Here is a 26,938-nt window from a genome sequence, read left to right on the forward strand (position 1 = left end):
TCTCCTTTTACAAAAGGTATTCCGATAATAAATGCTTAAGATTTGATCTCAATACTTCATCAAACTCTTGCATATGTTCAACGATTTGATTAGACAAGTCTTGAGCGTTTTCTTTGGCTCCCTGCAGTCCTAATAAATTAACATAACTATTTTTATTCCCATCCACAGAAGTATTTTTACCAGCTTGGGATTTTGAATGGGTAACATCAATAATATCATCGCGTATTTGAAAATAAAGACCCAATTTCAAACCAAATTCATATAGTTGGTATTCAAAATTTTTGGGCTGATTTGAGATCATCGCACCCATTGTTAATGATGAGGCAATGAGTTTGGCAGTTTTATTTAGATGTATTATCTTGAGTTTGTCTAATTCTAAAGTTTTATTTTCAAAATAGCAATCCATCGCTTGACCAATAATCATTCCTCCAATCCCTCCATTGTGGGATAATTCCTTAATGAGTTTGATTTTTACTCCATCATCAAGACGAGCTATACTTAAAAGATAAAAAGCATATGTATTGAGTGCATCACCCACCAATATTGCTCCTGTCTCATCGTAAAGATTATGGAGCGTACGATGGCCTCTCCTTAGATCTGCATTATCCATTGCAGGTAGGTCATCATGAATAAGTGAATAAGTATGTAAGCACTCTAAGGCAAGAGCAGGTAAAAAAGCATTTTTTGCCAAAGAAGGAGCATTTGCACAAACAACCGCCAATAAAAGCTTGGGACGAAACCTCTTGCCCCCGCTTAAAAGCATTTCCCAAAAAGCATTTTCAAAATAAGGATGAAATCCTTCAATCTTTGGCCTAGATCGTATCAAAAACTCTTCAAAATCATCGCATATTTTGTGATAAAAATTCAAATCCATTTAGTTTTCCTGTAACTTAATGCGAAGTTCTAATCCATTTCGCATAATCAAAACTTCTATATTTTTATTTATTCCCGCATCACTCAAAGCAGTCCTCAAGGAATCATTTACTTTTTCGATAGAATTGTCAGTATCTTTCAAAATAGGCTTATCATTAATCCAAATCAACCTATCACCTACTCTTAAGTCAAGGCTATTTTTTGAATCTTGATCAATATCTGTAATATTCAATGACTCATCAAAACTGATACCAAATCTCTCCAAAAAAGTATCTGGAAGCAAAAAACCTCCGTAATGCCTATCCACAACAACATCAATCTTTTGTTTTTGTCCATTTCGTATAAGTTCAATCCTAGCAGGTTTTCTATAAGGCAGATTGCTTACAATCCACTCAAATTCCTCATAAGAATGAATGCTTTTGTTGTTGATAGACAAAATTACATCTGCTTTCAAAAATGGGTTATCTTGAAAGAAGGGATCAACCTGATTAACAAGGATATATTTATCTTTTTGAATAACTCTGATACCAATATCTCCATAATAAGCAGATTTTTCTTTTAAAAATCTATCTAAATATTTCTTATCAATAAAATATTTTCCTCCCACACCAATCCCATAAATCTGATAGCAGATATTGCCAATAATACCATTTCTGGGAATAGGGGAAGAAAACTCTGCATAATGAGTGAAGCCTTTTTGAGTTTTTAATATTTGACCTTTTTTGGAGTACTTCAATGCAATCCCTGAAAGCTCGATATTTTTAACATAAGAATCAATAGGTTTAAAATGATAAGAATAACGTGTTTTTTTGCTCTGTACAAGATACAAACCTACAAAGGGATCTGCTTTTATAATCTTAATACCTTCTAGAGGTGTGGGAGAAAAAATAAGTGCCAAATCTCCTGCTGAAGTTTTTATGGATACTGAACGGGAATTCGCAACTGCAGAAGTCGCTTCACTATAATAAGTAACACAATGCGAAAAGTCATGCCCAAAAACCTCACCAAAAAAAGCAATGAATAATAAAAATTTGCACGAAAAGACTTTATACATTAACTATTTCCAAATGAACCTAAACCGCTCAACATCTGTAGAGCCATTGATTTTTTATTCTCCTCTACGCTTTTATAAGCATCATTGATAGCACTCATAAGAAGTATTTGCAAGGATTCCTTATCTTGAAGTAAGCTATCATCAATTGCTATATCTACTAACTCTCCAGCACCATTCACACTCACGCTCACAAGCCCACCCCCACTTTTGGAAGTGAGTGTTGTCTCTTTAAATTTTTCTTCCATACCTGCAAACTCTTTTTGCATATTCCCAAAAAGTCCTTTTAGTTGTTCAGGATCAAACATCTCACACCTCATTTTTTATGGATAATATTTTATTTTGTTCATCTACCATCACGATACTAGGACGATAGGAGCTGAGCTCTAATTTTTCATAACTCGCATAAGCTACGATGATGATTATATCCCCTATCTGCACTTTTCTAGCGGCAGCACCATTAAGACATATCTCTCCAGAGTTAGGAGAACCAAATATGACGTAAGTACTGAAACGTTCTCCATTATTGATATTCAAAATCTCTACTTTCATTCCCTCAAACATATCTGCACTTTTAGCAAGATTGGAATCAATAGTAATAGAACCCACGTAGTTAAGATTCGCATCAGTAACTCTAGCACGATGTATTTTGCTATGAAGCATTTGAAATCTCATATTTTTACAAACCTTTTTTCTGATTCTAACATATTTCATCAAACCTCACGGGCTTTCCTATAAAATATCCCTGCACATAATCCACACCCAAGTCTTTCACTTTGTCATAAATTTGTTTTGTACTCACAAATTCAGCAATAGTTTGTATGTTGAGTGCCTTTGCAAAATTAACAATCCCTGAAACAATCTGTGCTTTGTAGCTATTAGTATCAATATCTATGATAAAACTTCCATCTATTTTGATGAAATTCAGCGGGATATGCATCAACATCTCAAGATTTGAATACCCACAACCAAAATCATCTAAAGCGATTTGTGAGCCACTTTCTCGAACTTTATTGAAATATTTCGCTAGGGATGAGAAATTTTTACCTCCCTCTTGCTCGGTGATCTCAATAGTAATTTTTTTACCTAACTTATTTTTTTGTATTTCTTCAAGCAACCATTCACCAATATCGGTAAATTCAATATCGATTGCTCCTAAATTGATCGTAATATCAATCTTTTTCGAAATAGCCATATTGATAGATTTTTTTATGACCTGTTTGATCGCATGGGAGTAGATCGTAGTCTTCTTTAAAACCTGCAAAAAATCTTTTGGATAAAAAATTTCATTTTTATTAGTATGGATTCTAATGAGAGTTTCATATTTAAAGATTTTACCCGTATTCACATCAAGAATAGGTTGAAAATAAGGTATTAATGTGTCTTCACTAAAGGCTAAATAAACCAATCTAGTGATTTTGATATTTTCTTGAATGTCTCTAAGGCTTGTTTGAGTTTTGTCATACACAATCAAATGTTGATGAGAATTTTTTGTATCCAATAAAGCACAAAAAGCCTCTTTTAAAACATCAAAACGATATTTTAATACCCCATTAAGGGTATATTTTGATGATATCCCTATGTAAAGATCTAGTGAAATTTTCACTTTTTTATTGATAGGAAATTCGTGCTTGATAAAAAAATCTTTGAAAGCACTGATTTTTTCAATGAATGAATCTAGAGAAACTTCCAAATTGGTAGTGATAGAAAACACACCAAACCCTAAAGCATATATCTCATAATTTTCATCACAGAAATTTCTAGCTTGAAAAGCAAAATTTCTTGTCATCTCAATGATGGCTTTGATTCCATAGACAATACCTATGCCACTAAAATTTTCTATCTCTATGATTGCTAGATTTCCAACGTTGCCACTATGGATTTGCTTGATAAAATGATCCATATCATCTGCTTGATTTTGTGCAAAACCTAGATTATTTGCATCCACAATGACCCTTAGTTTTTATAGTCTATATAACCCTCCTGAGGGAGTATAAGATCTATGTTTTTTGGAAGATAATGCAACATTCTATCCAAAAAAATCTTCTCGCCCAACATATCTCCACAAACAAGAACGTTTTTGACATTAAAGTTCATCACAACATCTCTAACAAAATTTCCTAAAAACTCCGCCATAGAATCTATGAACCCATAGCTTAAAGTAGCTTCATCAAGTCCAGCTATTCTAAAACTCATAGAAGATCTCAAAATTTTAGGATAATCCAAATAGACTCCATTGTCATTTTTTTGGAGTTTAAAGTCTATTCTAGGACCTTTATCTCGAAGAAATTTTTTTGCATTATTGAGGATTTTTTCTTCTTTGATATTAAAATCCTGCATATAGCCCAATATAAAGGATGCACTCGAAAAAATATCCATGAGATTATGGGTACTTACAGGAGTATTTTTGAGAGAATTGATATTTGAAAAAGTTGTTTCAAAACTTTGAGAAAAATTTTGAACTAATTTATCTCCGCTTTCGTAATTTTTTTTAATAGCCTCAAGGATATTTTTTGGATTGCTATCAAACTCAATAGGAAAAAGACTTTTGACGCCTTTGTCATCTTTTATGAGAATACTTGTTGGATGTATCTTGCTCAAAAATAAAATGAGTTTCTGATGATTGATAGGGGAGGTAGTTTTTTTAGAGAATGTTTTTGGAAGTTCTGTTTTTGTTTCTTCTTGAATTTGATCTTGAAAATGTTTGTCAATGATATCAAAGATACTTCTAGATTTTCTTGAAATATTTGTATTGATTATTATTCCATCTTTGCTAACAACAATTTCTTCTTCCTTAGGGATTTTATGATGTTTATAGTTCAACCCCATAGAAGAATCTTTAATGTCCGTGAGAAAAACATACCCCATTTCAAGCTCAATAGCAAATACTCCTAAAAGTGCCAAAATCAAATCAAAGGGAAGTCTCACCTTAAGTTCAAAATTTTCTTCAGTCTCTAACAAAGAAGAGGCAAATACTTCCTTGGGGGATAACCTCATCACAGGCTTCTCAAAACTAGCTAAAATCTCAGCTTGAATCTTATCTACACGCATATAAGTAAAAAGATTTGAAATATCCCAAAACATCAAATCAGGAGTTTTAAGATTCAAAGATAATCGCTTAAAGCCTCTAGATGTTTGTATGTCTATACTTTCACCATTTTTTAATTTTCTAGCAATATCTTGCAAGATTCTTTTAAGAGAAGAGGCATCATTGATGGGTTTGTCTAAAAAATGAATGTTTTTGACCCATTTAAACACATCACAAAATTTTGAGGAATTTTTATCTGTTATATTTGTGATGGTCAAAAAATCTAAAAAATGATCTGATTTTTTACAAACCTTACGCCATTTTTTAATATCTACATTTTGAGGAGTTTTCAGCTCTATGAAGTTAAAATGAATGGATGATGGGAGTATTTTTGAAATACTATCAGCAAAATTCAAAGCCTCTTTTGGATCAGATTTTAGAAAAAATGAATATGAAGTATCATTGTTTTCAATTTTATCTGTAAATAACAATCCTCTTTTATGTGCCTCTTGATGCAAAATAACAACAAAATCAGCACTATGAGATTTGATTTTAGAAATTGAAAAAATAAATTCAAATATCATTTTAATAGCCCTTAAAAGAAAAATTGGCAATCTGTTGGAGATCTTTACAAGCCACTTTATCCACCTGCACTCCAAGTTCTTGCAAATATTTTATAGCTAATCTTTCTGCCAAAACAGATGCTCTTAAAATCTCATCTGAAAGTTTAAAAGCAGTATCCTCTCCTATGACTTCTGGAACAATACCGATGATTTTTACAGGAGGTAAATCACCTAGGAGTTGTGTTAATTTTAATGTTTGGAGCATTTCCACCTCATGGGCACTTCCTGCCCACGTGATACAATCAGGCACATTATCAAAATCAAAATAATATACCTCCCCTATCTCATTATTTTCCACGCTCACACAATCAAGTATCAATACTCTATCATAAGATGTGATGATAGGAATGAGGAGTTGTGCCATCGTTCCACCATCTATGATATCAACTTTGTGCTCACCGCTGAAAGCATAATTGAGTTTTAAAAGATTAGAAAGATGAACCCCTATTCCTTCATCTCCAAAAAGGATATTGCCTATCCCTAATACTAAAATATTCAAATTTTTAGATCTTTTTTATACCTGATGCCACTAATCATTGCATCAGCTCCGCCATTTGGATATCTCAAAGAATTCCATACAACCATATAGATATGGACAGGAATAAAGAGCACAAACCCCCAAGTAGCAATATGATGAATCAAACGTATATTTGCAAGTCCTCCACACATCACTTCAAACCACTTAAATGAAGTCTGCAATAACGAACCCAAGCCATTATGATAGACATTATAGTAAAGAACAACGCCCGTAAGGGAAATAATCAAAACAAGCACTGCTAGAGCAAAATAAGTTATGAATTGTAAGGGATTGTAAGCACCTTTAATATGAGGATGTTTGCCCAAAAATAAATAAACTTTGATCTGATCTATCCAAATCTTAGGAGAAAGACACGCAGAAAAAGAAATTCTTTCAGGATGACTACCTCTATCAAAAATAAAAAGATAAAGCCTAAAAATAGAGACTCCAATCAAAGCAAACCCTAAAAATAAATGCCAACTCCTGATATAAGCTTGTAAAAAATGAACAGGCATAGAAGTGGTTTCTGCTTGCAAAAATGGATAAGCAATATAAAAACCTGTGAACATCAATCCAAAAATACCAAACGCACGTATCCAATGAAATATTCTAGTTAGCCCTGAAAACTCCTTGTAGGCTTCAAAATCTTTTTTGACTAAATGAACTGAGTTTTTCATTTTATCCTCCCTAGATTCTTGCGAATGCAGGATCTACTTTGTATTCGCTAATCTTATTTCCTTTTGTGTCCATCAGATGAACAGAACAAGCTATGCAAGGATCAAATGAATGAATAGTCCTGATGATTTCCAAAGGTTTTGTGATGTCAGCTACCTTTGTTCCAATCAAGCTCATTTCATAAGGACCTTTTTGGCCTTTTGAATCTCTTGGACCTGCATTCCAAGTCGAAGGAACAACAGCTTGATAATTTTGCACGACACCATTTTTAATCCTCACCCAATGACTCAGCATTCCTCTTGGAACTTGACCGATATATCTCCCTTTATATTCTTGATTCTTATCTATCACATAGGGAGCACAAGTTTCTTTATCTGATTTGAGATTTTCTATGAGTGCATCTAAGGCTTTTAATCCATTATCTGCAATAACTTTTGCCTCAATACATCTAGCTGCAGTCCTTCCAAGCGTACTAAAAAGAGCCTTTAGAGGCAATCCTGATTCTTTCAAGAATCTAGTAGCAACAGGTGTGATATAAGGATTTTTTGCTGCAAGTCCTACAACCACCGCTGCTAAAGGCCCTACTTCCATAGGCATTCCATCATATCTAGGAGATTTAATCCAAGAATATTTACCCTTCAAATCAAGTAATTTTGTATCAATAAGTTTTCCATCAGGGCCAATACTTTGTCCATCTTTGAAGCCTGTGTATTTTGGATTGGTTTGTCCATCATAAGGTTGAAGCTGTTCTTCTTGGGTGTTCTCATATGTATACCAAGAATTAGTAACCTCTTCTTTGATAAGATCTTCATTGATAGAAAGTAGCTTACTAATATCTCCATTCAAGACAATGCCCGAACTCAAAAGATTTTGTCCTTTACCAATAAGAACCTCTTCGTGAGCGATAAAATTCATCAAACCACACCCTTTTGTAACCGATTGTTCATTTTTAAATTCTGAAGCTGCCATCACCAAATCAGGCCAATACGCACGATTGACAAAATCTGCAACTTTTTCGAATTTAAATTTCCATTCCGCAAGCCTGCTTGGATCTAAAACGTCCATCACAGAAGTAATGCCCCCAACAGTTAAGCTCTGAGGATGGGGTTGCTTTGCTCCAAAGATAGCTGTCATCTTCGCAGCTTCTCTTTGAATCTCCAAGAGCTTGAGATAATGCGAAAGTACAATTAGATTTTGCTCAGGTGAAAAATGATACGTTTTATGTCCCCAATAGCCATTGTTAAAAGGCCCTAAAGCACCTTGTTTAACAAAATCACTGACCCTTTTTTGAACCGCTTTAAGCTCATCTTCACCTACAGATAAAGGATAGTCTGTGTATTTAAATGCAAGTTTAGCAGCTTTTGCAGGATCGGCCTTGAGTGCAGAGGTAATATCACACCAATCAAGTCCATGCAAGGTATAAAAATGCACTACGTGATCGTGCAAAATCAGAGCAATATTCATCAAGCTCCTCACTAGTTGTGCGTTCAAAGGAGGTATGATCCCCAAAGCATCTTCAACAGCACTTATTCCTGCTTTATAATGAGAATACGTGCAAACTCCACATATTCTTTGTGCTATAAAACCAGCATCACGTGGATCGCGATTTTTAATGATTGTTTCTAGCCCTCTAAAAAGAGTAGATGAAGAAAAGGCATCTTGAATTACATTATTTTCATCTACGATTACTTCAATTCTTAAATGCCCCTCTATTCTTGTGATTGGATCTACTACGATTCGTTTTGTCATTTTTTACTCCTTATTGCTCATCTTCTTTTTTTATAAAACTCGAAATCACTGCGTGAGCAGCAATCCCCACTGCTGTTGCTGCCAATATAGTAGTTCCGATTGTATTAGCGGTCTTATCTGCACCTAGTCCATCATAAGCAGTATGAAATAATCGATTTCCGATGGGTTCTTCAAAAGGACTCATTGTGTCCCAAAAATTTGGCTCTGAACATCCTATGCATCCGTGTCCTGCTTGTATAGGCCAACTCGTATGGGAATTGAATCGAAGCTTAGAGCAATTATTGAAGGTATAGGGTCCTTTACATCCAACCTTATATAGACAATACCCATTTTTCGCATTTTCATCTCCAAATTCCTGGACAAACTCTCCTGCATCAAAATGCCCTCTTCTCTCGCAAAGATCGTGGATCCTATGTCCATATGCCCAAGTAGGACGATTGTATGCATCAACAGCAGGTAATGTCCCGAACATAATAAAATACATCACATTCCCTATGATATTTTTCTCACTTGGCGGACAACCTGGCACATTAATGATAGGTTTAGAGATAATTTTACTCAAAGGTTTTGCATTTGAAGGATTTGGGTAAGCGGCTTGAACACCCCCAAAGCTAGAGCAAGTCCCTATAGCAAATATAGCCGCTGCACCTTCTGCTGCATCTCTACACTCTTGAGCTCCTGTACGTCCATCAGCTCCGATAGTGAGAAAATATTCTGTTCCATGCGGAATGCCTCCTTCTACCATCAAGATATAATTTCCTTTGTGTTTTTTGATGGCATTTGCGAGATTCTGCTCCGCCTGATACCCTGAGGCTGCCATAATTGTCTCATGGTATTCTAGATTAATATAATCAAAAATAACGCTATCAATGCTAGGATCTTCTGTTCTTAATAAACTCTCACTACAACCCGTACATTCTGCCATGTGTAGCCAAATCACAGGGATTCGATTAGCTATCTGGGCTGCTTTTACAGTGAGAGGAACAAAACTAGCTGGAAGAGCCAAGGTAGCTGTCATAGCTCCTGCCCATTTCATAAAATCCCTTCTGTCAATGCCTTTTTTGTTCATCTCTGTGGAGAGATTTTTATCTTGGTTATGAGCAGTGAGTTTTGAGAGCCTTTTTAGTCTTTGGGAAATCTGTTCATACAGACGTTTGTCTTTATTATTTTCTTCCATAGAATCATCCTTGTGTTTGGTTTGTTTAGTTTAAAATCAATTGGTGGAGCTACTATATAACTTCTTTTATAACAAAACAATAAAATGAGAAATTAAGAAGCTAGATTCATAAAACAAACTGCTAGTTACTACCCTCTTTTAAGTATTTTTTGGATAAACTCGCACAAAAACCATTAATTATTATTAAGGATAAAAAGGAGTGAGATTTTGAAATTTAGCATTTTATTTGGAGGTGTAAGCTGGGAGCACGAAATAAGCATTGTGAGTGCAATTTCGCTAAAAAAAGTTCTGGGTGAAAACATAGAAGGATTTATTTTTTTAGATCCATCTCATCGATTTTATTTGATTCCCGCTGAAAATATGAAATCAACATTTTTCTCCTCCCAAGAATACAAAAAATGCAAAGAAATTCACATTGGCATAGGAAGTTTTTTTTCACAAGGAATATTGAAGAAAAAATCTATTCCTCTTGGGATACTTATCAATCTTGTGCATGGTGCTGATGGAGAGGATGGAGTATTAGCTAGTATCTTGGATTTTTACAAGATACCTTTTATTGGCCCACGCCTTGAAGCATCCGTACTTAGCTTTAATAAATATCTCACAAAACTATATGCCAAAGAAAGGGGTATCAAAACACTTCCATTTGAAGTGATTCAAAAGCACAACACTAAAAAACCAAGTGGAGAATTTCCCTTGATTATCAAACCCGTGAGGCTAGGAAGTTCCATCGGGGTATCTGTCATTCATTCTGAAAACGAGATTTTTTATGCTCTTGATAATGCATTTGAATTTGACAAAGAAATTATTATCGAACCTTTTATAAAAGGCGTGAAGGAATACAATCTAGCTGGTTGCAAGATTTGTGATGGGAATAATAGCGATGATGAGTATATTTTTTCCATCATTGAAGAACCTCAAAAAAAAGATTTGCTTGATTTTGAGAATAAATATCTCGATTTTTCTCGCACACAACAAGTTCTCAAAGCAGATATAAATGAAAACTTAGAAAGAAAAATCAAAAATGCCTTCAAAAAAATTTATGCCAATAAATTTGAAGGAGCACTGATAAGATGTGATTTTTTTGTGATTGAAGAAGAGGTCTATCTAAATGAAATCAACCCCGTACCTGGAAGTTGTGCAAATTATCTCTTTGATAATTTTTTAGGTACACTCTTAGAGTTAAGCTCACATCTACCCAAAAAAGAATCTATTAAAATCTCCTATCAATACATAGAGAAAATCCAACGAGCAAAAGGCAAATAGTGGCAAAAAGATCAATTTGCTATGAAGATAACAAATTTGAGATATCTTATATATTTTTGGATAATCATTCTTCAAAAAATATGCTTTTTTTACATGGATGGGGAAGCAATAAGGAATTGATGGAAATAGCCTTTAAAGACAGCTTTAAAGACTTTAACCATTATTATGTTGATATGCCAGGATTTGGAAATAGTCCTAATGAGTTCATCATATCCACCAAAGATTATGCCAGTATTATCACTAGTTTCATCAATTCATTTGATATTAAAATAAATATCATATTAGGGCATAGCTTTGGGGGAAAGGTGGCTTTGTTGTGCAATAGCGATGAAATTATTTTACTCAGTTCTGCGGGAATTGTTGTTCCCAAATCATTGAAGGTCAAATTCAAAATATTTAGTGCTAAAATACTCAAAATTCTAGGAATCAATTCGAAAAAACTCCGTAGTGCTGATGCTGATAATCTCAATGAAGCAATGTATGAGGTGTTTAAACAGGTCGTAAATGAAGATTTTAGTAACATATATGCTCATTTTTCCAAAAAAGCTTATATATTTTGGGGAAGAGATGATAAAGCCACCCCCCTATGGTGTGGAGAAAAAATCTCAAGTTTGATGCCCAATAATCATTTTTTTGTTTTGGAGGGCGATCATTATTTTTTTCTCAAACAAGCAAAAACAATAGATAAACAATATCACAAGGAAAATCAATGAAAAAAGCTATTGAAATAACTATCAAAGGGGTTGTTCAAGGAGTAGGTTTTAGAAAATTTTCTAAAATCCAAGCTGATGAACTCCTTATCAAAGGATCAGCTCAAAACTTACCAGATGGGAGTGTTAAGATATATGCTTGTGGAGAAGAAAAAGATATTGAAAATTTTATTTCTATCCTTAAAATTGGACCTTTAAAATCAGAAGTTCAAAGCGTAGAGCTTCATACCATCGCTGATTTTTCATCTGATGTTTTTGAAATTATTCAATAATTATTAATGGGAGCAGGTATGAGCTGGTTAGAGATTTTTGACATTGTCTCAAGATGGATTTTTATTTTTTGTATCAGTTATTATTTGATCACCAATCTTCAATGGTATAACTATAGTTTGTATCGCGTGATCACTAAACATCATAAACAAAAGTGGCATTTTTTTCATTTTGTAGTCCCTATTTGCGTATTTCTGATCTGTGGTTTTTATACTCAAAATATTATTTTCTATCTGTATCTGTATGTGATTGAAGTCCCATTTATACTATTATGGGGATTTAAGCTGGATAAAAAACTAGTCTTCACAAAGCGAGTGATTAGATTTTTTGCAATATGTTTTGCATTCGTATTTTTCAATGAAGTATTGACAGTTTTATCAAAAAACTTCGATCCAAGCCTCCGGTTTTTATATCTTTTGCCCCTATTGTTTGGATGTATATTTTCTAAACTTTATGAGACATTACTTTTGAATCGTTATACACAGATGGCAAAAGATAAACTCGCCTTGATGGCATCTCTGAGAATTATCGCTGTTACAGGAAGTTTTGGAAAAACGAGTATCAAAAATTTTCTCTATCAGATCCTTCAAAATAAATACACCATCTATGCTACTCCAAGAAGCGTGAATACATTTAAAGGAATCATTGATGATATTAATAAAAATCTTGATTTTGGGACAGACATCTATGTTGTTGAAGCAGGTGCAAGAGAATCTGGAGACATAAAAGAAATCGCATCATTATTGCAACAACAATATGCCATCATAGGTGAAGTAGGACATCAACATATGGAATATTTTAAGACTTTTGATAATGTACTACAAACCAAGCTTGAGTTATTGGAATCTAAACGATTAAAAAAAGCTTTTGTTTATGAAAAAAATCCTATTCCTGAATACATATCAGCAGATAAAAAAGCTCTCATTCAACCTTATCCAGACGATATTAGAAATGTTTCTGCTACTTTAGAAGGCACATCATTTGAAATAAAACTTCAAAAACAATGGTATTTATTTAAAACCAAAGTATTGGGTCAATTCAATGTGGATAATATCAGTGTAGCTATAATACTAGCAAATGCTTTGAAAGTTCCTATTGAAGATATTCAAAAATCTGTCTCCAAACTTCAAGCCATACCTCATCGTCTCAACCTTCTTAATGTGAATCAAAAAATTATCATTGATGATAGCTTTAATGGAAATCTAAAAGGAATGCTTGAAGCTATCAGGTTATCCAATCTTTATGATAAACGAAAAATCATCATCACTCCTGGATTGGTTGAAAGTGACCCAGAGTCTAATATCGTACTTGCAAAAGAAATTGATAAGGTCTTTGATATTGCGATCATAACAGGTGAACTCAACTCAAAAATATTATCTGCATATATCCAGAGGCCTCAAAAAATTATTCTAAAAGACAAAACTCAATTAGAAAACATTCTGCAAGGTAGCACTCAAAAGGAAGATTTAATACTTTTTGCCAATGATGCTCCAAGCTATATTTAGGAAAACAAATGGATAGAATCTACTCTCCTTGGCGTAGTGAATATTTCGGCTCAAAAGACGATAGTTGTGTATTTTGTAAAATTAGTGCTCACCCCGAACTTGATGAGCAAAACCGAGTATTTTATCGTGATAATATCTGCTTTGGCGTGATGAACCGCTATCCTTATACTCCTGGTCATTTTATGCTCATTCCACATTTTCACACAGATAGTCCTGATATGCTCACTCAAAAAGATTGGCTACATATACACAAGCTCTCACAAAAAGCAGTATCTCTATTATATGATTATGGAGCTAGTGGCATTAATATCGGTATGAATATCAAAAAAGCAGGAGGTGCAGGGATTCCTGAGCATATTCACTTGCATATACTTCCTCGATATATAGGGGATACAAATTTTTTCACCACAATCGCAGAAGGAAGAACCTATGGGGTAGATTTTGATATCGTGTATGAAAAGATTAAAGAACTAGCTCAAAAATATTTCAAGGAGTGAAAAATGAAAAAATTTTATTTGCTATGGATATTGTGCGTTCTACTTTCAAATCTGTATGGGAACAAATATGATTATCTTCTTTTTAGCAATAACTATAAAGATGTGAGAAAGGGAGTGGATTTGGGGGCTGATGTGAATTCACGCCTACGTGGAAGCACTCCATTATATGATGCTTCTAGAAAAAATAATATGGATATTTTGTATCTTCTAATCAATCGTGGGGCTGATGTGAATGCCATCTCGCACGGCGAAACTGCACTTCATAAGGTAGTTCAATTTGGCAATTTAAAGTTCGCACAAATCCTCTTAAAAGAAGGGGCTGATGTGAATATTAGAGATAGCATCAGAGGAAATACCCCTCTTCATTATGCTGTGTCTAGGCAAGATAGCAATATGATAGCCTTATTAATGAAATATGGAGGAGATATGTATATTAAAAATAACAGTGGGGATACCCCAGCACGCTATATCCTGTCGCGCGTAAGCGTACCTGCTGTGAGATTTAATGATAAAAATATTTCTCTGGCATCAAGTCCCTTTATGGTTTCTCAAGGCTCTGTAGGATTCTCTATAGCCAATCTCACACCTGATTTTATAACCATCACTTATGCAGCTCTATATATTGATGGCGATCTTGTATCAGAATCTCAATTCAACCGAACTCTACCTCCTAGTGCTTCAGCCACTATCGGATCATTGCCTATTAGCAATAATGCATATAGGAGTATCTCTATCAACCGATCAGGAATAGCAAGAATTAAATATGGCTTTGCCGTTGAATATACCATTAATGGGAGCAATAAGAGTATGTATAAAACTACTCGGGTAGATATTCAAGTATGGTAAATCCCCAAAAGGATGGTTCCTTTTGAGGGTTAAATAAAAAATTCAGTTATTTTCTACTAGATTTTACTTACATATATCAATTTTATATTATAATAACTCGCATTATCATTAAAAAATGGAGAAATTCAATGAAGAAAATTCTACTAGCACTTGCTTTTATAAGTGTATTGGGTTATTCGCTAAGTGCACTCACACTTGATAGTAAAAGTGCAAAAATCTATTTTGTGGGCTACAAGCTCAAAAATAAGACAAAGGTTCCAGGTTTCATCGATGGCGTTGTTTTTACTTTTGCAAAAACTCAAGGCAGTATCTCTGATATTATTTCCAAAGTCAAAGTAACTGCGGATTTTGCCAAAGAAAACACCAAAGATAAAACAAGAGACAATAACATTCATAGAACCTTTATCGCTAATCTCAAAGATTCTAAGATTAAAGCTGAGGTTTTAAAAATAAACGGGAATGATTCAGAAGGTGAATTAACAGCAAAAATAACCTTTAATGGTGTGAGTAAAGAAATCCCTATGAAATACGTTCTAGCTGATGGTAAATTCAAAGCTTCGGGAAAAATTGATATGTCTAAAGATTTCAATCTAAATAAATCTTATGTGGCTCTATCTACAGATAAAATGATTTCTGCACTTCATGGGCACCAAACCTATACTGATGTAGAAATAGGTTTTCAAGCAGACATTAAGTAGCCTTTTGAAATTGGTAGATTTCCTACCAATTTCACTCTAATAAACTTTCTAACTCTTCTTCAGATCAAACAAAAATTCCTACTTCTTATTTCATCTTTGTTTTATAGTTTAATCTCTTGCATAGAGGATTTATTAGAGGACAAAATATTTTGGGATTACTAGAAAAATCTTTTGGAATAATAGAAAATCTCACATTCTCGCCCCCAGAAATAAGAAGAATACTAGAAGTCTTTTTATCAAATTTGATGGCACACTTGGAAGTATTATCCTGCTGAAAACGAAAAAACACAGCATCAATTTTACTTCTCTCAACAGGCCTATATGAAAGCAAAGAAAGAGTAAAAAGACTAGAGAGTTCATTTTGGATATTGGCTAACCTTGTGCTTAAGCTAATCTCGCATATTTTTGAATCAAAGCTAAGTTTGGGTAGTGCAAAAGTCAAAATTATTCCAAAAATCACAATAGTAAATACAAGTTCTATATAGCTAAATGCCTTAGAGTTTGATGCTACCATTGCTAAATGAAATAGAAATTGGCTTATTATAGATCTTAGCAAGTTTTTGACACAAAGGTGAATTCACAGATTTATCAATATTTACATCAAGATTACTGCCAGAGAAATCTATGAGGACACAATTATTTTTATCATCCAAAGCCCCATCTTTTGCCAGACGCACACCATTTGAAGTTGGTATCCACCTAGTAGGATTGAGTCCCGCTGTTTGCATTATAAAATCACCATTAAGAGCACTAGAATCTATATCTTCGGTGAGGCTTTTAGCCTGAATGGAGCTTAAAATACTCTGAATATCACTCTGTACCGCCACATACTGTGCATCGCTACGAGTAATTGAAAGTTTGGGGATAGCTATTGCAGCAATGATACCAATAATCACGATAACAAATACCAATTCAATCATACTGAATGCATTTTTCAAGTTTAATCTCCTATTTAAGTAAAGTATCTACCATATTTTTAACAAAGTTCGCAGAAACACGGGCAGAACTATCTAAAAATTCATCAAAGCTAACATCTGCTTGGCCATCAGCACTATCGCTAATTGATCGGAATATGCAGAAAGGAACTTTTAGCAAATTGCACACAACTGCCACAGAAGCCCCTTCCATTTCAACAGCATCGGCAGAAAAATTTTTGATTAGCCATTGTTTTTTTTCAGCACTCGCAATAAACTGATCTCCTGAGGCAATGATTCCTTCTTGGAGTGAAGTGTCATGCTTTTTTGCTACAGCTCTAGCGATGTCATTGAGCTCTGCATCTGTCTCAATATAAACCTGACTCTCTGGAATAAATCCTAATGGATGACCAAAGGCAGTTATATCTACATCGTGTTGACAAAGTTTAGTAGCGATCATCAAATCCCCTACCTTTAAATCACTTCTCAATCCTCCTGCTACGCCACTAAAGATGATTTTTTCACATCCAAAGTGTAAAATCATACTTGAAGCAGTGAGTGCAGAATGAACTTTGCCAATTTTACTATAGGCAATAAAGATCTGTGCATTTTTATAAGAAATGCAATAGAAGCGATTGCCCCCTAAATTAAATTCCTCATATTTCCCAAATATCTCAAGTAATGGCGTGATTTCTTCGGCCATCGCACCAATAATACCAATTTTCATTTGTTTTCCTTCTATTTTATTTGAGTGATAACTTCATTGAGAGATTCAAGATTGGCCACACTTAATGTAGGTTTTTCACTTAGTCTTTTATTTAATCCCTTCAATACACCTCCGTGACCAAATTCAATAAACATATCCACTTCATCACTTAATTTCCTAATAGATTGTTTATATAAAACAGGCTTTACAAGCTGTTCACTTAAAAGCTCAATGGCTCTTTGTTTTGTATTATAGGCTTCCATCGTTGCATTTGAAAGTACGCTTAAAGAAAACTCCTCGCCCAACAATTCCTCTAACAATACCTTAAAATCATCGCAAATCTCGCCTAAAATGGGGCAATGACTAGCTACCGACATAGGGAGAAGCAATGCTCTTTTTGCCCCCATTTCTTTTATAGCTCCCTCTGCTTCTTGCAAGTCTTTTTTTATACCCGCTAATACAATCTGTCCATCGCCATTGTAGTTCGCACACCAAATGCTCTTCTGGCTAGATTGTTGCTGCAAACAAAAATTTTGAAGCTTATCATCCTCTAGCCCTACCACGACCATCATTCCAGCATCTTTACCCTCACAAGCCTTCTGCATCAACTCCCCTCTTTTGTGGGTCAAAACCATAGCATCTTCAAAACTAAGAGCCCCCGCAATGCTTAGAGCACTGATCTCTCCTAGTGAATGACCAAGTGCAATTTCTGGCAATAAAGAGCATTCCTCCTGTAATATGGTATGGGCAATATAACTCACCAAAAATATTGCAGGTTGCGTGAATGCGGTTTGATTGATCTGTTCATTTTCTTGAAATAATAATTTTTTCATATCAACTTTGATACTTTGAGAAGCTCTTTCAAACAGATCTTTGGCCACACTAAAATTATCGTAGAATTCTTTACCCATACCGATATTTTGGCTTCCTTGACCAGGGAAAATAAAAGCATACTTCATAAATGACCTTTGTTTGAATATTTAGAATATTTAATTTGAGGAGAGGATTTTAACATATTTTACTTGATTTTTTTAATCCGTTCAGTTAAAATGACGCTCTTGATATATTTACAAGATGCTAAGTTGTCAAGTGCATTTTGGCTTTCGTTGGACCGGTGGGTGAGTTGGCTTAAACCACATCCCTGCTAAGGATGCGTAGTCGCAAGATTACCGAGGGTTCGAATCCCTCCCTGTCCGCCATTATATAATTAAACTTCTTTCAAAAAACCTCACAAAACATTATATAAACGAATTTTAGTTACTTTTAGATTTTAGGTAATTCCAAAAAAAATCATTCCTAACTTAATGACTTTATGGGTTAAAATCATCGTCATTTCTTGTCCTTCATGTAGAGTTTAAGACAGTTCTTAAATCTTCTTATGCTAAAATTGCACTGCAATCGTAAATCCCCCTTAGAGTTTTAGGCAGTTCTTAAATCTTCTTATCCTAAATCTTATACAGAGGGTTGATTGCATTGTGCTAGCTTTAGACAACTCTCAGATCTTGTTATGTTGCAATCTTATTGATTCTATATTGAAAGACTATTGATAAAAATAAAGGGCGTAATTAGCCTTTAAACATAATCAAATCCAAAATAGATTTAAAAAAAGAGGAGTATGCAAAAGTTGAAAAATCTTATGTAGATTATCGTAGATAGGGCAACTCAATTAAATACACCAAACAAAAAATAACTTTTTAAAAGAGTGATTTTTTATGCCATACATAATAGACATAATTATAAAATTTCCAAAATACATTCTAAACCAAATAGTTTCGCATAAAAATAAAACATAAGAATTTAAACTCAAATAATCACTATCATAAAAAGATGTCAGCACAAGTTTTGGTTTTAGATAAGTTTATATGTTATAAGATTAAGCAGGGTTTTAAAAATAATATTTTAAGGTACTTGATCAATTTATCACTCGAGGATCTCAAATGTCCCAAATCTCAGCTTATACATTCATCACCAAAAAAATCCAAACAATGGATTTGTCCAATCGTGCCAAAGGAAGTATGTTTGAAAAACTCTCCAAACATTTACTTATAGAAAATGACATAGCTGGGGATTATAAAGATATCAGTCTTTGGAGTGATTGGAAACATAGGGGCAATAGAGCTGATTGTGGGATTGATTTGGTTATTGAGACTCATAGCGGAGAGTTCATAGCTGTGCAATGTAAGTTTTATAAAGATAAGCCTGTTTCATTTGAGGATTTATCTACCTATTTTGCAGAGTTTTTAGGTGGCATAGGGGATATCAAATTTTCAAGAGGTATCATTGTCTATACATCTAGTCTTGGTGCAACCGCTATGGAAAAGATCGAACAAATTAGAAAAACTAAGCCTATTGATTTGATATCAGAAGAAGATTTTATGAATTCTAACATTGATTGGGAAAAACTCGATCCCACTAAACCCCAAGATGAAATCCCCACACATCTTAAGAAAAAGCCAAGGGAGCACCAAAAAGAAGCCATAGAGGCTACAAAATCATATTTTAGTAATCCGAACAATACCCGTGGTAAGCTTATTATGGCCTGTGGCACGGGGAAGACTTACACTTCTTTACAGATCTTAGAAAGTCTCACACCAAAAGAGGGTATTGTTCTTTTTCTTGCCCCAAGCATTGCTTTAGTGGGGCAAACTTTTAGAGAATATTGTGCTCAAAAGAGTGATCCATTTGTTGCTTGTATTGTCTGTAGTGATAGCAAATCTGGACAAAGCGAAGATGATACGAATTTTATTGAGCTACCTATAGCTCCATCTACAAACACAGAGGATATAATCAAAGCCTATACAAAAAGCAAACAAGAAAAGAAACGCTTTATTATCTTCTCAACCTATCAGAGTGCTTTGAAAATAAAATCCGCTCAAACTGAGGGTTTAGGTGAGATTGATCTGATGGTTTGCGATGAAGCTCATCGAAGTGTAGGGGCAATGTATTCTCTAACAAAAGATGAAAGAGAAGCGATGCTAGGAGATATGGGAGATGAGGCTTTGAATTCCTTTACACTTTGCCATAGTGATGAACATATCAAAGCCAAAAAACGTCTTTATATGACCGCTACTCCGAAAGTTTATAAAGATAATGCTAAAACTAAAGCCAAAGAGAGTGATAATTCTATTTTTTCAATGGATGATAAAAGCATCTTTGGAGAAGAAATTTATACTTTAAATTTTGAACAAGCTATAAAAAAAGATCTTCTTTCAGATTATAAAGTCATCATCTTAGCCCTAAGATCTGAAAATCTCTCTAGTGTCGCAAATAATGCTATCTCCAAACTCAAAGCCGAAGGCACAAAACTCCACAATCAGAAGATTGACAGTGAATTTATTTGCAAAATCATCGGCACTCACAAGGGCTTAGCAAAACAAGATCTCATCACTTTAGATGCTGAAAATAAAGAAGATATGGAATTTAAAGATGAATTTGATAATGCCCCTTCAAGAAGAGCGATCAGCTTTTGTAGCAACATTGCCACGAGTAAAAATATCACCCATTCTTTTAAAACTATCATTGAATGTTATGATGAAGAACTCAAAAAAGAGAGTTTTAAAAATCTAGAAGTCAGTATTGACCATATTGATGGGACAATGAATAGCAAAACCCGTCTTGATAAACTCACGATACTCAATAATCCCAAGGATAATACTTGCAATATCTTAAGCAATGCAAGATGTTTGAGTGAAGGTATTGATGTGCCTGCATTAGATAGCATTGTTTTTTTTGATGGACGAAGTGCGATGGTGGATATTATCCAAGCAGTAGGACGAGTGATGAGAAAAGCGCCTGATAAAAAGATGGGTTATATCATTCTTCCTATTGCCTTATCTGATAGCGAGATCAGTAACCTTGACAATGCTATGAATGATAGTGGTTTTAAAAACATTTGGAAGATTCTTAAATCCCTGAGGAGCCACGACACAAGTCTAGTAGATGAAGCAGTCTATAAAGAAAAAGTAAAAATTGTCCTCAGTGATGATAGTGCTCTTAAAAATGACTCACGAGATAAAGAACAAGAAAAAGACCAAAAACAAATACAAACCCTCTTTGATAGCATAACTCTGAAAAACATTGCTGATACAGTCTATAACGTGATACCAACTAAACTAGGAGATAAAGGCTATTGGGAGAGCTTTTCTGCTAAAACCGCAAAGACTGTAGAAACTCTAAATATAAGATTAAGAGATATTTTTACTAAAAAACCTAGCATACTTGAAAATTTTCTCTCTTCTTTAAGAGAAAATATCCATAACTTCATCACCGAAAATGAAGCCATTGATATGATCTGCTCTCATATCATCACTAAGCCTATCTTTGATGCTATCTTTGGAAAAGATATGAACGACAATCCTATCGGCAAGGCTCTTGATGAGGTACTAGAGAAGATTCAAGAGTTAGGATTACAAGGCGAAGAAACTATCTATTTGAATGCACTCTATAAAAATGTCAAAGAAAATGCAGAAATAGCGAAATCTCAAAAAAGCAAACAAGAACTCATCAAAAATCTCTATGATACTTTTCTAAAAACAGCCTTCAAAAAGCAAAGTGAAAAATTAGGGATTGTCTATACACCTATTGAAGTAGTGGATTTTATTCTAAAATCTACTGATGATCTTTTAAAAATGCATTTCAATACAGATTTTAATGATAGTAATGTAAAGGTATTTGACCCTTTTACTGGTACAGGGAGTTTTATCACAAGACTACTCAGTAAAGAGAATAATCTCATAAATGACATCACTCTCAAAGATAAATTTCAAAACGCACTTTTTGCTCAAGATATTGTGCTTTTATCTTATTATATCGCATTTATCAATATCACCCAAAGTGCTAGAGTTAGAGATGCCTCACTTCCTAGCTTTAAAAATATCGCTCTCACAGATAGCCTGGATTATCTAGAAAATACAAGCAAAAGACATGACCTATTCACTAACTCAGGATTAGAAAAAAACAAAGCCATCAAAGACATCATCGCCAATCAAAAGATCAGAGTCATCATAGGTAACCCCCCTTATTCAGGTGGTGCGAGTTCAGAAAATGACAATAACGCCAATATCTCTCATCCACTCTTGGAAAAAAGAGTGAGGGAAACCTATGGAAAACAATCAAATGCTATGTTAGCCAAAAATACTCGTGATACTCTCATTCACGCCATCAGAATGGCAAGTGATAAGCTAGAAGATCAAGGCATTATCTCTTTTATAATCAATGGGAGCTTCATAGATGCCAACTCAGCAGATGGCTTTAGGAAAACCATCGCTAAAGAATTCAGCGATATATATGTTCTCAACCTAAGAGGAGATATCAGATCTCAAATGCAAAATAAAAAACAAGGCGAGGGGGGCAATATCTTTGATATTCAAACGGGCGTGGCGATCATCTTTTTTATCAAAGACACTAGTGCAAAAGAGCATAAAATCCACTACTACGATATAGGTGATTCTCTCAGCAAAGAAGACAAATTTGCCAAACTAAAAGCATTTCAAAGCATCAAAAATATACCCTTTAAAAACATCAACCCCAATCAAAAGGGAGATTGGATCAATCAAAGGGGCGAAGACTTTGAAAAACTCATTGCCCTGAAGAAAAACGCTAGAAATCTTGAAAGTATCTTTGCTGTCAATTCTTCTGGTGTAAGCACCAATAGAGATGCTTGGGTTTATAACTTCTCAAAACAAGCACTCAAAAATGCAATCTCAAAATGCATCGACACATATAGAGAAAATCTAGCTCGCTTTAATCATCAAGAATTTCTAACCGAACACAGCAATATCAAAAAAGCAGAGTTATACAAAAAACTAAGTGATCAAGACATTACCACTGATAAAACAAAAATCTCTTGGACTACGGTACTAAAAAAAGATTTTATAAAAAATACAGCGATTGAAGATTTTGATGAAAAAAATATCAGGATCTCTTCTTATCGTCCCTTTAACAAAAAAAATCTCTATTGGAATAAAACTTGGAATGAAAGACGATCTAAATTTATCGAACTATTCCCTGACGCTAAGGATGAAAATGAACTGATAAATACCACTAATGGGAGTTTTTCAGCCCTAGTTTCTGATAGTATTTGTGATCTTCACTTCATAGGAGATGCTCAAGCTTATCCACTCTATTCATATGAAGCACCAAGTCTCATAGAAAATACAGCTATAAATAATGATCTAGGGGGGGGGGTCGCTTGAAAAAAGATCCGCTATCACTGATTGGGCATTATCACGATTTCAAAGCAGCCTAAAAGATCCAAGCATCAGCAAAGATGAGATCTTTTATTATATCTATGCTATCTTTCATCATCAAAAATATCTAGAAAAATATAAAAGCGAACTAGCCAAAGAAGCCCCAAGAGTAGGCATCAGTAAAGACTTTAAGATTTTAAGTGAGCTTGGCAGAGAATTAGCCTGTCTACATTTGGATTATGAAAAGAGTGAGATGTGGCAAGATGTGCAGTATAAAGATGGGCTATTAGCAAACAAAGAATCTGAAGGCTTTTATGATGTGATAAAAATGAAAAAATCCAAAGATGGTAAAGAGATCGCCTATAATGGCAATATAACCATCAAAAACATCCCTCCTAAGGTATATGAATACAAAATCAATGGTAAGACAGCAGTAGATTGGATCATTGATCGCTATGCTATAAAAATAGACAAGGATAGTGGGATCGAAAATAACCCCAACCACTATGCTGGAGGGAAATATGTGTTTGAACTCATATGCCGCATCATTGTGATGTCACTTAAAAGCGTGGATTTGATGAAAAAAATCAGCGCGTATGAATTTGAAGGATTGGAGAAAATATAACGGGATTTAAATTTTTAGTGAATCTTAATCTTAAAAACTAAAAATTAAATCCCGTTATATTGTCTTTATAAATGAGTAAAAAATAAATTCTTTAAAGAGAGTTTTAGAAGACTCAGAAAATCTCTATTTGAGATAAAAAATATCCTAGAACATCACAATCTCGCTTAATCTGCTACAATCACACGCTAAAAATAAATCCGTACAGTCTTATAATAAATCACATTGAAGAAGTGAATTATTATTGATTGATATTTTATTAATGCCTTTTTGATGTGAGCACGAAAAATCTATGAATCTATAATTATGATACGATACGTAACTATTTATTTTATAAAATTACTTTTTGTATCATATTGATACATAAAAATGTTCTAAAGTTCTTTGTTTTATTTGAATCTATCTTAGAATAGAGGCATAAATCAATATATGGAGTATAAATATGTGTAGAATTTTCATTTTATTAATAACAATTGTTTCTTTTAGTGCCTCTATTGATTATCAATTTGATGGATGGATAGGCTCTTGGAATAAAAGGGCTTTTAATATCAACAACCCCGAATATGTCGATCCTATCAAAGGAATCTATCCAACAGAAAGTTATAGCACTTTGGCTTTGTTTTTAGGAGTGAATACGCAGCTTTATAAAGGAAATTCCTCCTCTGTTGATTTTGGCTTTGCAGGAATATTTGGTGGGGTGGTTTATGACTCCACTAAGTCTGATAGGACAATTGATGGAAAATTATACGTCCCTGATGGTCTTGGTTATAACTATGCTGGTTTTTGGGCGGGATATCTTTTTGATGCACCTTATGGATTTCTTGATGCTGGAAGATATGTCCATAATGTAGTTTTTCCAAGTACCTATATACATTACAACTCTGAATACTTTGAATTTTGGGGAGGTAGATATGCAGTCCCCACAGCATCTTATGCTGATCTTTTTTCTTCTTACACGCAAGGAGTGGATTTGGTATTTAAATACCAGGACTTTAGAATTTTTTTTGAAGCAAGTTTTGGACGTGCAAATGCTTCTTGGGCAGGTTGGATATATGATTGGTATGCCCCTTATTCAATCACAACCAAAAAAGGGGTATTGACAAATTTAGGTATGTATTTTTTGGGTGCGGACTACAGAAAAAATGGTTTGGTGATTCGTCCAAACTTTTATTTTTATCCCACACTTTATTACACTCCCTCTTTAAAAGTTTCTTACCAGAGCAGTCCTGATTTCTTTGAAGAAAATCGCTGGGGATCAAAGACACAATTTTTAATCTTCACCCCCTTTCAGGCCGAAAATGCTAGATTTTATCCTGGAGGTGTGGGACGCTATCGTTATGGAGATTTACCTGATAAATTTGCAGTTTCAATAGACTTTAATCAAACTTTCAATATCGACATTTATAATGTTGGATTTGGATTTCATAAAAACTTTGGGAGTGCAAACGGATACTTAGGAAATAGAGGAAATACGGTATTTCTTGTAGATATTTGGGATGCTTCTGTTTATGACATCGGGCAGTCAATATCTGATGCAATCGGAGCTGATGCCTTCACTCCATACATCTATGGCGGGGGACGTATCAAAAATTTTGAATGGTCAGTCCTAGGAAGACTCACTTATGCAAGAAGAAGCAACGAACAGGCACTAAGAATAGGGGGTTCATATAACTTTAAAAAAGAGGGTATTTTGATAGGTGGATTTATCGAGTTTTTTAGAGATGAAACAAAAGAAGGCTATAAAGTCGGATCATCTAGACCTATTCCAGATAACCCTGAGAATATTGCCGATAGAAGTTATGTAGCCGTGTATGTGAAATATAATTTTTTAACAAATAAATAAACTTGATATTTTGCCAAAAAGGGTGTGTGTGACTCCCATTTTGGCCTTGCTTATGATGGATTTATCTAGTTAAGTTATTTTCTCTCTCTTAATACCTTAAGGGCATTATAAAAAGCTCTTGGCTGATCTGTCATCGTGCTATGCCCAGCGTTTGGAATTAAAAACAATTCTTTTTTCGGAGCATTGATTTTATAAAAATACTTGATCGCATTCACGGTTGGGACTTGCCAATCATCCATTCCCAAAATATAATAAACAGGGATTTTATAATTGGGTGTTTTATACAAATCAAAACCCATCATATATTTATAAATATTGCTATAGATTGGACCATTTCTGTTATAGGTTTCTTGTGACTTTGTTGTTGGCTTGATGATCATATTGATGATCTTATACTTAGCTTGGAGAGTTCTTATCATTACGAGATCTTTAAAAATCTCATTTTCGTCTTTGAGATAAGGATATTTAGAAATTTTATCCAAAGCTTTTAGATCTTCTTTGTTGCCACTTCTTTTCACCACATCATAGAGATGTTCATACACAATCCTTTCATCTTCCATCGCATTACTCACCTGCCCTACTCCAATATAATAAAGAACATCTTTAGGATATTTCAAAACAAATTCACTCCCTAACACACTCCCCCAACTATGTCCTAAAATAGCAATTTTATCTTGATGAAATTTCTTTTTGAGATATGCCACAACCTGCCTTGTATCTTCAATCATATTATCTATGGTGGGCTTATTTTTTGCATCTAAGATTTGTTTGGATTGGTGATTTCTTTCATAGGTCTTCCCTGCTCCTCTTTGATCCCAATAAACCACATTGTATAATTTTTCTAAATTCCTCATTAAGGGCTCTTTTGTGATTCCAGAAAGACCTGGCCCCCCATGCAAATACAAAAGTACTGGATTGCGCAAATCTTCACCTTTTATCATTATGTATTGCTCAATTCCATTGATTTTTATATACATTTTCTCATCAATGGCTAATTTTGAAACTTTCTCATCATTAAAAGGGGCATGTAATATCAAAAATGCATCTGGATTCTCACCCAAAGATTTATCAACACTTGGAGCATCTTTTGCATTTGAAATCTGAGCTAAAAATAGCATACTTAAAAACAAAGGCACAATCTTAAAACCTATCCTAAAAAATCGCTTCATAAAAACTCCTT

General features: G+C 34.2%; 23 protein-coding genes, 1 tRNA gene and 1 pseudogene. 10 read left to right on the forward strand and 15 right to left on the reverse strand.

The window, feature by feature from the left end; translation table 11 throughout:
• Positions 1 to 7: 7 nt before the first annotated feature.
• The 10 genes from BKH42_RS04325 to BKH42_RS04370 are packed head-to-tail and all read right to left on the reverse strand — an operon-like array spanning position 8 to position 9,693.
• Positions 8 to 874 (reverse strand): polyprenyl synthetase family protein, encoded by an 867-nt coding sequence (locus BKH42_RS04325; protein WP_095295275.1) that lies wholly within the window; start codon positions 872 to 874, stop codon positions 8 to 10.
• Positions 875 to 1,927 carry a PDZ domain-containing protein gene (locus tag BKH42_RS04330; RefSeq protein WP_095295277.1) on the reverse strand — a complete coding sequence of 351 codons (1,053 nt, stop codon included), beginning with the start codon at positions 1,925 to 1,927 and terminating at the stop codon, positions 875 to 877. It lies immediately after the preceding gene.
• Positions 1,927 to 2,232 carry a YbaB/EbfC family nucleoid-associated protein gene (locus BKH42_RS04335; protein ID WP_095295279.1) on the reverse strand — a complete coding sequence of 102 codons (306 nt, stop codon included), beginning with the start codon at positions 2,230 to 2,232 and terminating at the stop codon, positions 1,927 to 1,929. The genes BKH42_RS04330 and BKH42_RS04335 overlap by 1 nt, the downstream gene beginning before the upstream one ends.
• 1 nt (position 2,233) lies before the next feature.
• Entirely contained in the window at positions 2,234 to 2,599 is a 366-nt protein-coding gene (gene panD / locus BKH42_RS04340; protein ID WP_095295390.1) for an aspartate 1-decarboxylase, read from the reverse strand.
• Between the two features lie 25 nt (positions 2,600 to 2,624).
• On the reverse strand, positions 2,625 to 3,872 hold the full coding sequence (locus BKH42_RS04345; RefSeq protein WP_095295281.1) for an EAL domain-containing protein: 1,248 nt from the start codon (positions 3,870 to 3,872) through the stop codon (positions 2,625 to 2,627).
• An 8-nt stretch (positions 3,873 to 3,880) separates the two neighbouring features.
• Positions 3,881 to 5,536, reverse strand: coding sequence for a hypothetical protein (locus tag BKH42_RS04350; RefSeq protein WP_095295283.1), 1,656 nt, complete (start codon positions 5,534 to 5,536; stop codon positions 3,881 to 3,883).
• A gap of 1 nt (position 5,537) precedes the next feature.
• Positions 5,538 to 6,074, reverse strand: a complete 537-nt coding sequence (locus BKH42_RS04355; protein WP_095295285.1) for a HyaD/HybD family hydrogenase maturation endopeptidase — start codon at positions 6,072 to 6,074, stop codon at positions 5,538 to 5,540.
• Positions 6,071 to 6,769 carry a Ni/Fe-hydrogenase, b-type cytochrome subunit gene (cybH, locus tag BKH42_RS04360; protein WP_095295287.1) on the reverse strand — a complete coding sequence of 233 codons (699 nt, stop codon included), beginning with the start codon at positions 6,767 to 6,769 and terminating at the stop codon, positions 6,071 to 6,073. Before cybH ends, BKH42_RS04355 begins: the two co-directional genes overlap by 4 nt.
• Positions 6,770 to 6,779: 10 nt before the next feature.
• Positions 6,780 to 8,516, reverse strand: a complete 1,737-nt coding sequence (locus BKH42_RS04365; protein WP_095295289.1) for a nickel-dependent hydrogenase large subunit — start codon at positions 8,514 to 8,516, stop codon at positions 6,780 to 6,782.
• 10 nt (positions 8,517 to 8,526) lie between these two features.
• Complete coding sequence (locus tag BKH42_RS04370; protein ID WP_095295291.1) at positions 8,527 to 9,693, reverse strand: hydrogenase small subunit; 1,167 nt, start codon at positions 9,691 to 9,693, stop codon at positions 8,527 to 8,529.
• Positions 9,694 to 9,900: 207 nt separating this feature from the next.
• On the opposite strand from BKH42_RS04370, the gene BKH42_RS04375 reads away from it, so the two are divergent.
• The 7 genes from BKH42_RS04375 (at position 9,901) to BKH42_RS04405 (ending at position 15,485) form a co-directional block, all read left to right on the forward strand.
• Positions 9,901 to 10,959: a D-alanine--D-alanine ligase gene (locus BKH42_RS04375; RefSeq protein WP_095295293.1), complete on the forward strand. Its 1,059-nt coding sequence runs from the start codon at positions 9,901 to 9,903 to the stop codon at positions 10,957 to 10,959.
• On the forward strand, positions 10,959 to 11,672 hold the full coding sequence (locus tag BKH42_RS04380; protein ID WP_095295295.1) for an alpha/beta hydrolase: 714 nt from the start codon (positions 10,959 to 10,961) through the stop codon (positions 11,670 to 11,672). The genes BKH42_RS04375 and BKH42_RS04380 overlap by 1 nt, the downstream gene beginning before the upstream one ends.
• A complete protein-coding gene (locus BKH42_RS04385) occupies positions 11,669 to 11,941 on the forward strand; it encodes an acylphosphatase (RefSeq protein ID WP_095295297.1) in 273 nt (90 codons plus the stop codon). The genes BKH42_RS04380 and BKH42_RS04385 overlap by 4 nt, the downstream gene beginning before the upstream one ends.
• Positions 11,942 to 11,959: 18 nt before the next feature.
• Entirely contained in the window at positions 11,960 to 13,444 is a 1,485-nt protein-coding gene (gene murF / locus BKH42_RS04390) for a UDP-N-acetylmuramoyl-tripeptide--D-alanyl-D-alanine ligase (RefSeq protein WP_095295299.1), read from the forward strand.
• Positions 13,445 to 13,452: 8 nt separating this feature from the next.
• Complete coding sequence (locus tag BKH42_RS04395) at positions 13,453 to 13,941, forward strand: HIT domain-containing protein (RefSeq protein ID WP_095295301.1); 489 nt, start codon at positions 13,453 to 13,455, stop codon at positions 13,939 to 13,941.
• A 3-nt stretch (positions 13,942 to 13,944) separates the two neighbouring features.
• Entirely contained in the window at positions 13,945 to 14,787 is an 843-nt protein-coding gene (locus BKH42_RS04400) for an ankyrin repeat domain-containing protein (protein WP_095295303.1), read from the forward strand.
• A gap of 128 nt (positions 14,788 to 14,915) precedes the next feature.
• Complete coding sequence (locus BKH42_RS04405; protein WP_095295305.1) at positions 14,916 to 15,485, forward strand: YceI family protein; 570 nt, start codon at positions 14,916 to 14,918, stop codon at positions 15,483 to 15,485.
• Between the two features lie 85 nt (positions 15,486 to 15,570).
• On the opposite strand, the gene BKH42_RS04410 is transcribed toward BKH42_RS04405, so the two are convergent.
• From BKH42_RS04410 to fabD, 4 genes are read right to left on the reverse strand one after another with little or no spacing between them, the layout of a single operon-like run.
• The gene (locus tag BKH42_RS04410; protein WP_219349829.1) at positions 15,571 to 15,927 is read right to left on the reverse strand and encodes a hypothetical protein; all 357 of its coding nucleotides are present in this window, start codon (positions 15,925 to 15,927) and stop codon (positions 15,571 to 15,573) included.
• A gap of 52 nt (positions 15,928 to 15,979) precedes the next feature.
• Complete coding sequence (locus BKH42_RS04415) at positions 15,980 to 16,423, reverse strand: prepilin-type N-terminal cleavage/methylation domain-containing protein (protein WP_257874268.1); 444 nt, start codon at positions 16,421 to 16,423, stop codon at positions 15,980 to 15,982.
• A gap of 10 nt (positions 16,424 to 16,433) precedes the next feature.
• Positions 16,434 to 17,126 (reverse strand): 5'-methylthioadenosine/adenosylhomocysteine nucleosidase, encoded by a 693-nt coding sequence (locus tag BKH42_RS04420; RefSeq protein WP_095295309.1) that lies wholly within the window; start codon positions 17,124 to 17,126, stop codon positions 16,434 to 16,436.
• An 11-nt stretch (positions 17,127 to 17,137) separates the two neighbouring features.
• On the reverse strand, positions 17,138 to 18,064 hold the full coding sequence (gene fabD, locus BKH42_RS04425; protein ID WP_095295311.1) for an ACP S-malonyltransferase: 927 nt from the start codon (positions 18,062 to 18,064) through the stop codon (positions 17,138 to 17,140).
• Between the two features lie 149 nt (positions 18,065 to 18,213).
• Between fabD and BKH42_RS04430 the strand changes: the two genes are divergently transcribed.
• From BKH42_RS04430 to BKH42_RS04440, 3 genes and pseudogenes are all read left to right on the forward strand, one after another.
• A tRNA-Ser gene (locus tag BKH42_RS04430) sits at positions 18,214 to 18,304 on the forward strand.
• Positions 18,305 to 19,042: 738 nt separating this feature from the next.
• Positions 19,043 to 23,918 (forward strand): annotated as a pseudogene (locus BKH42_RS04435) (type ISP restriction/modification enzyme).
• A 439-nt stretch (positions 23,919 to 24,357) separates the two neighbouring features.
• The gene (locus BKH42_RS04440; protein ID WP_095295313.1) at positions 24,358 to 25,758 is read left to right on the forward strand and encodes an outer membrane family protein; all 1,401 of its coding nucleotides are present in this window, start codon (positions 24,358 to 24,360) and stop codon (positions 25,756 to 25,758) included.
• Between the two features lie 74 nt (positions 25,759 to 25,832).
• On the opposite strand, the gene BKH42_RS04445 is transcribed toward BKH42_RS04440, so the two are convergent.
• Positions 25,833 to 26,927 (reverse strand): alpha/beta hydrolase, encoded by a 1,095-nt coding sequence (locus BKH42_RS04445; protein WP_095295315.1) that lies wholly within the window; start codon positions 26,925 to 26,927, stop codon positions 25,833 to 25,835.
• Positions 26,928 to 26,938 lie beyond the last annotated feature (11 nt).

Origin of the sequence: Helicobacter sp. 13S00482-2, assembly GCF_002272795.1 — a bacterium.
Lineage (GTDB): Bacteria > Campylobacterota > Campylobacteria > Campylobacterales > Helicobacteraceae > Helicobacter_J.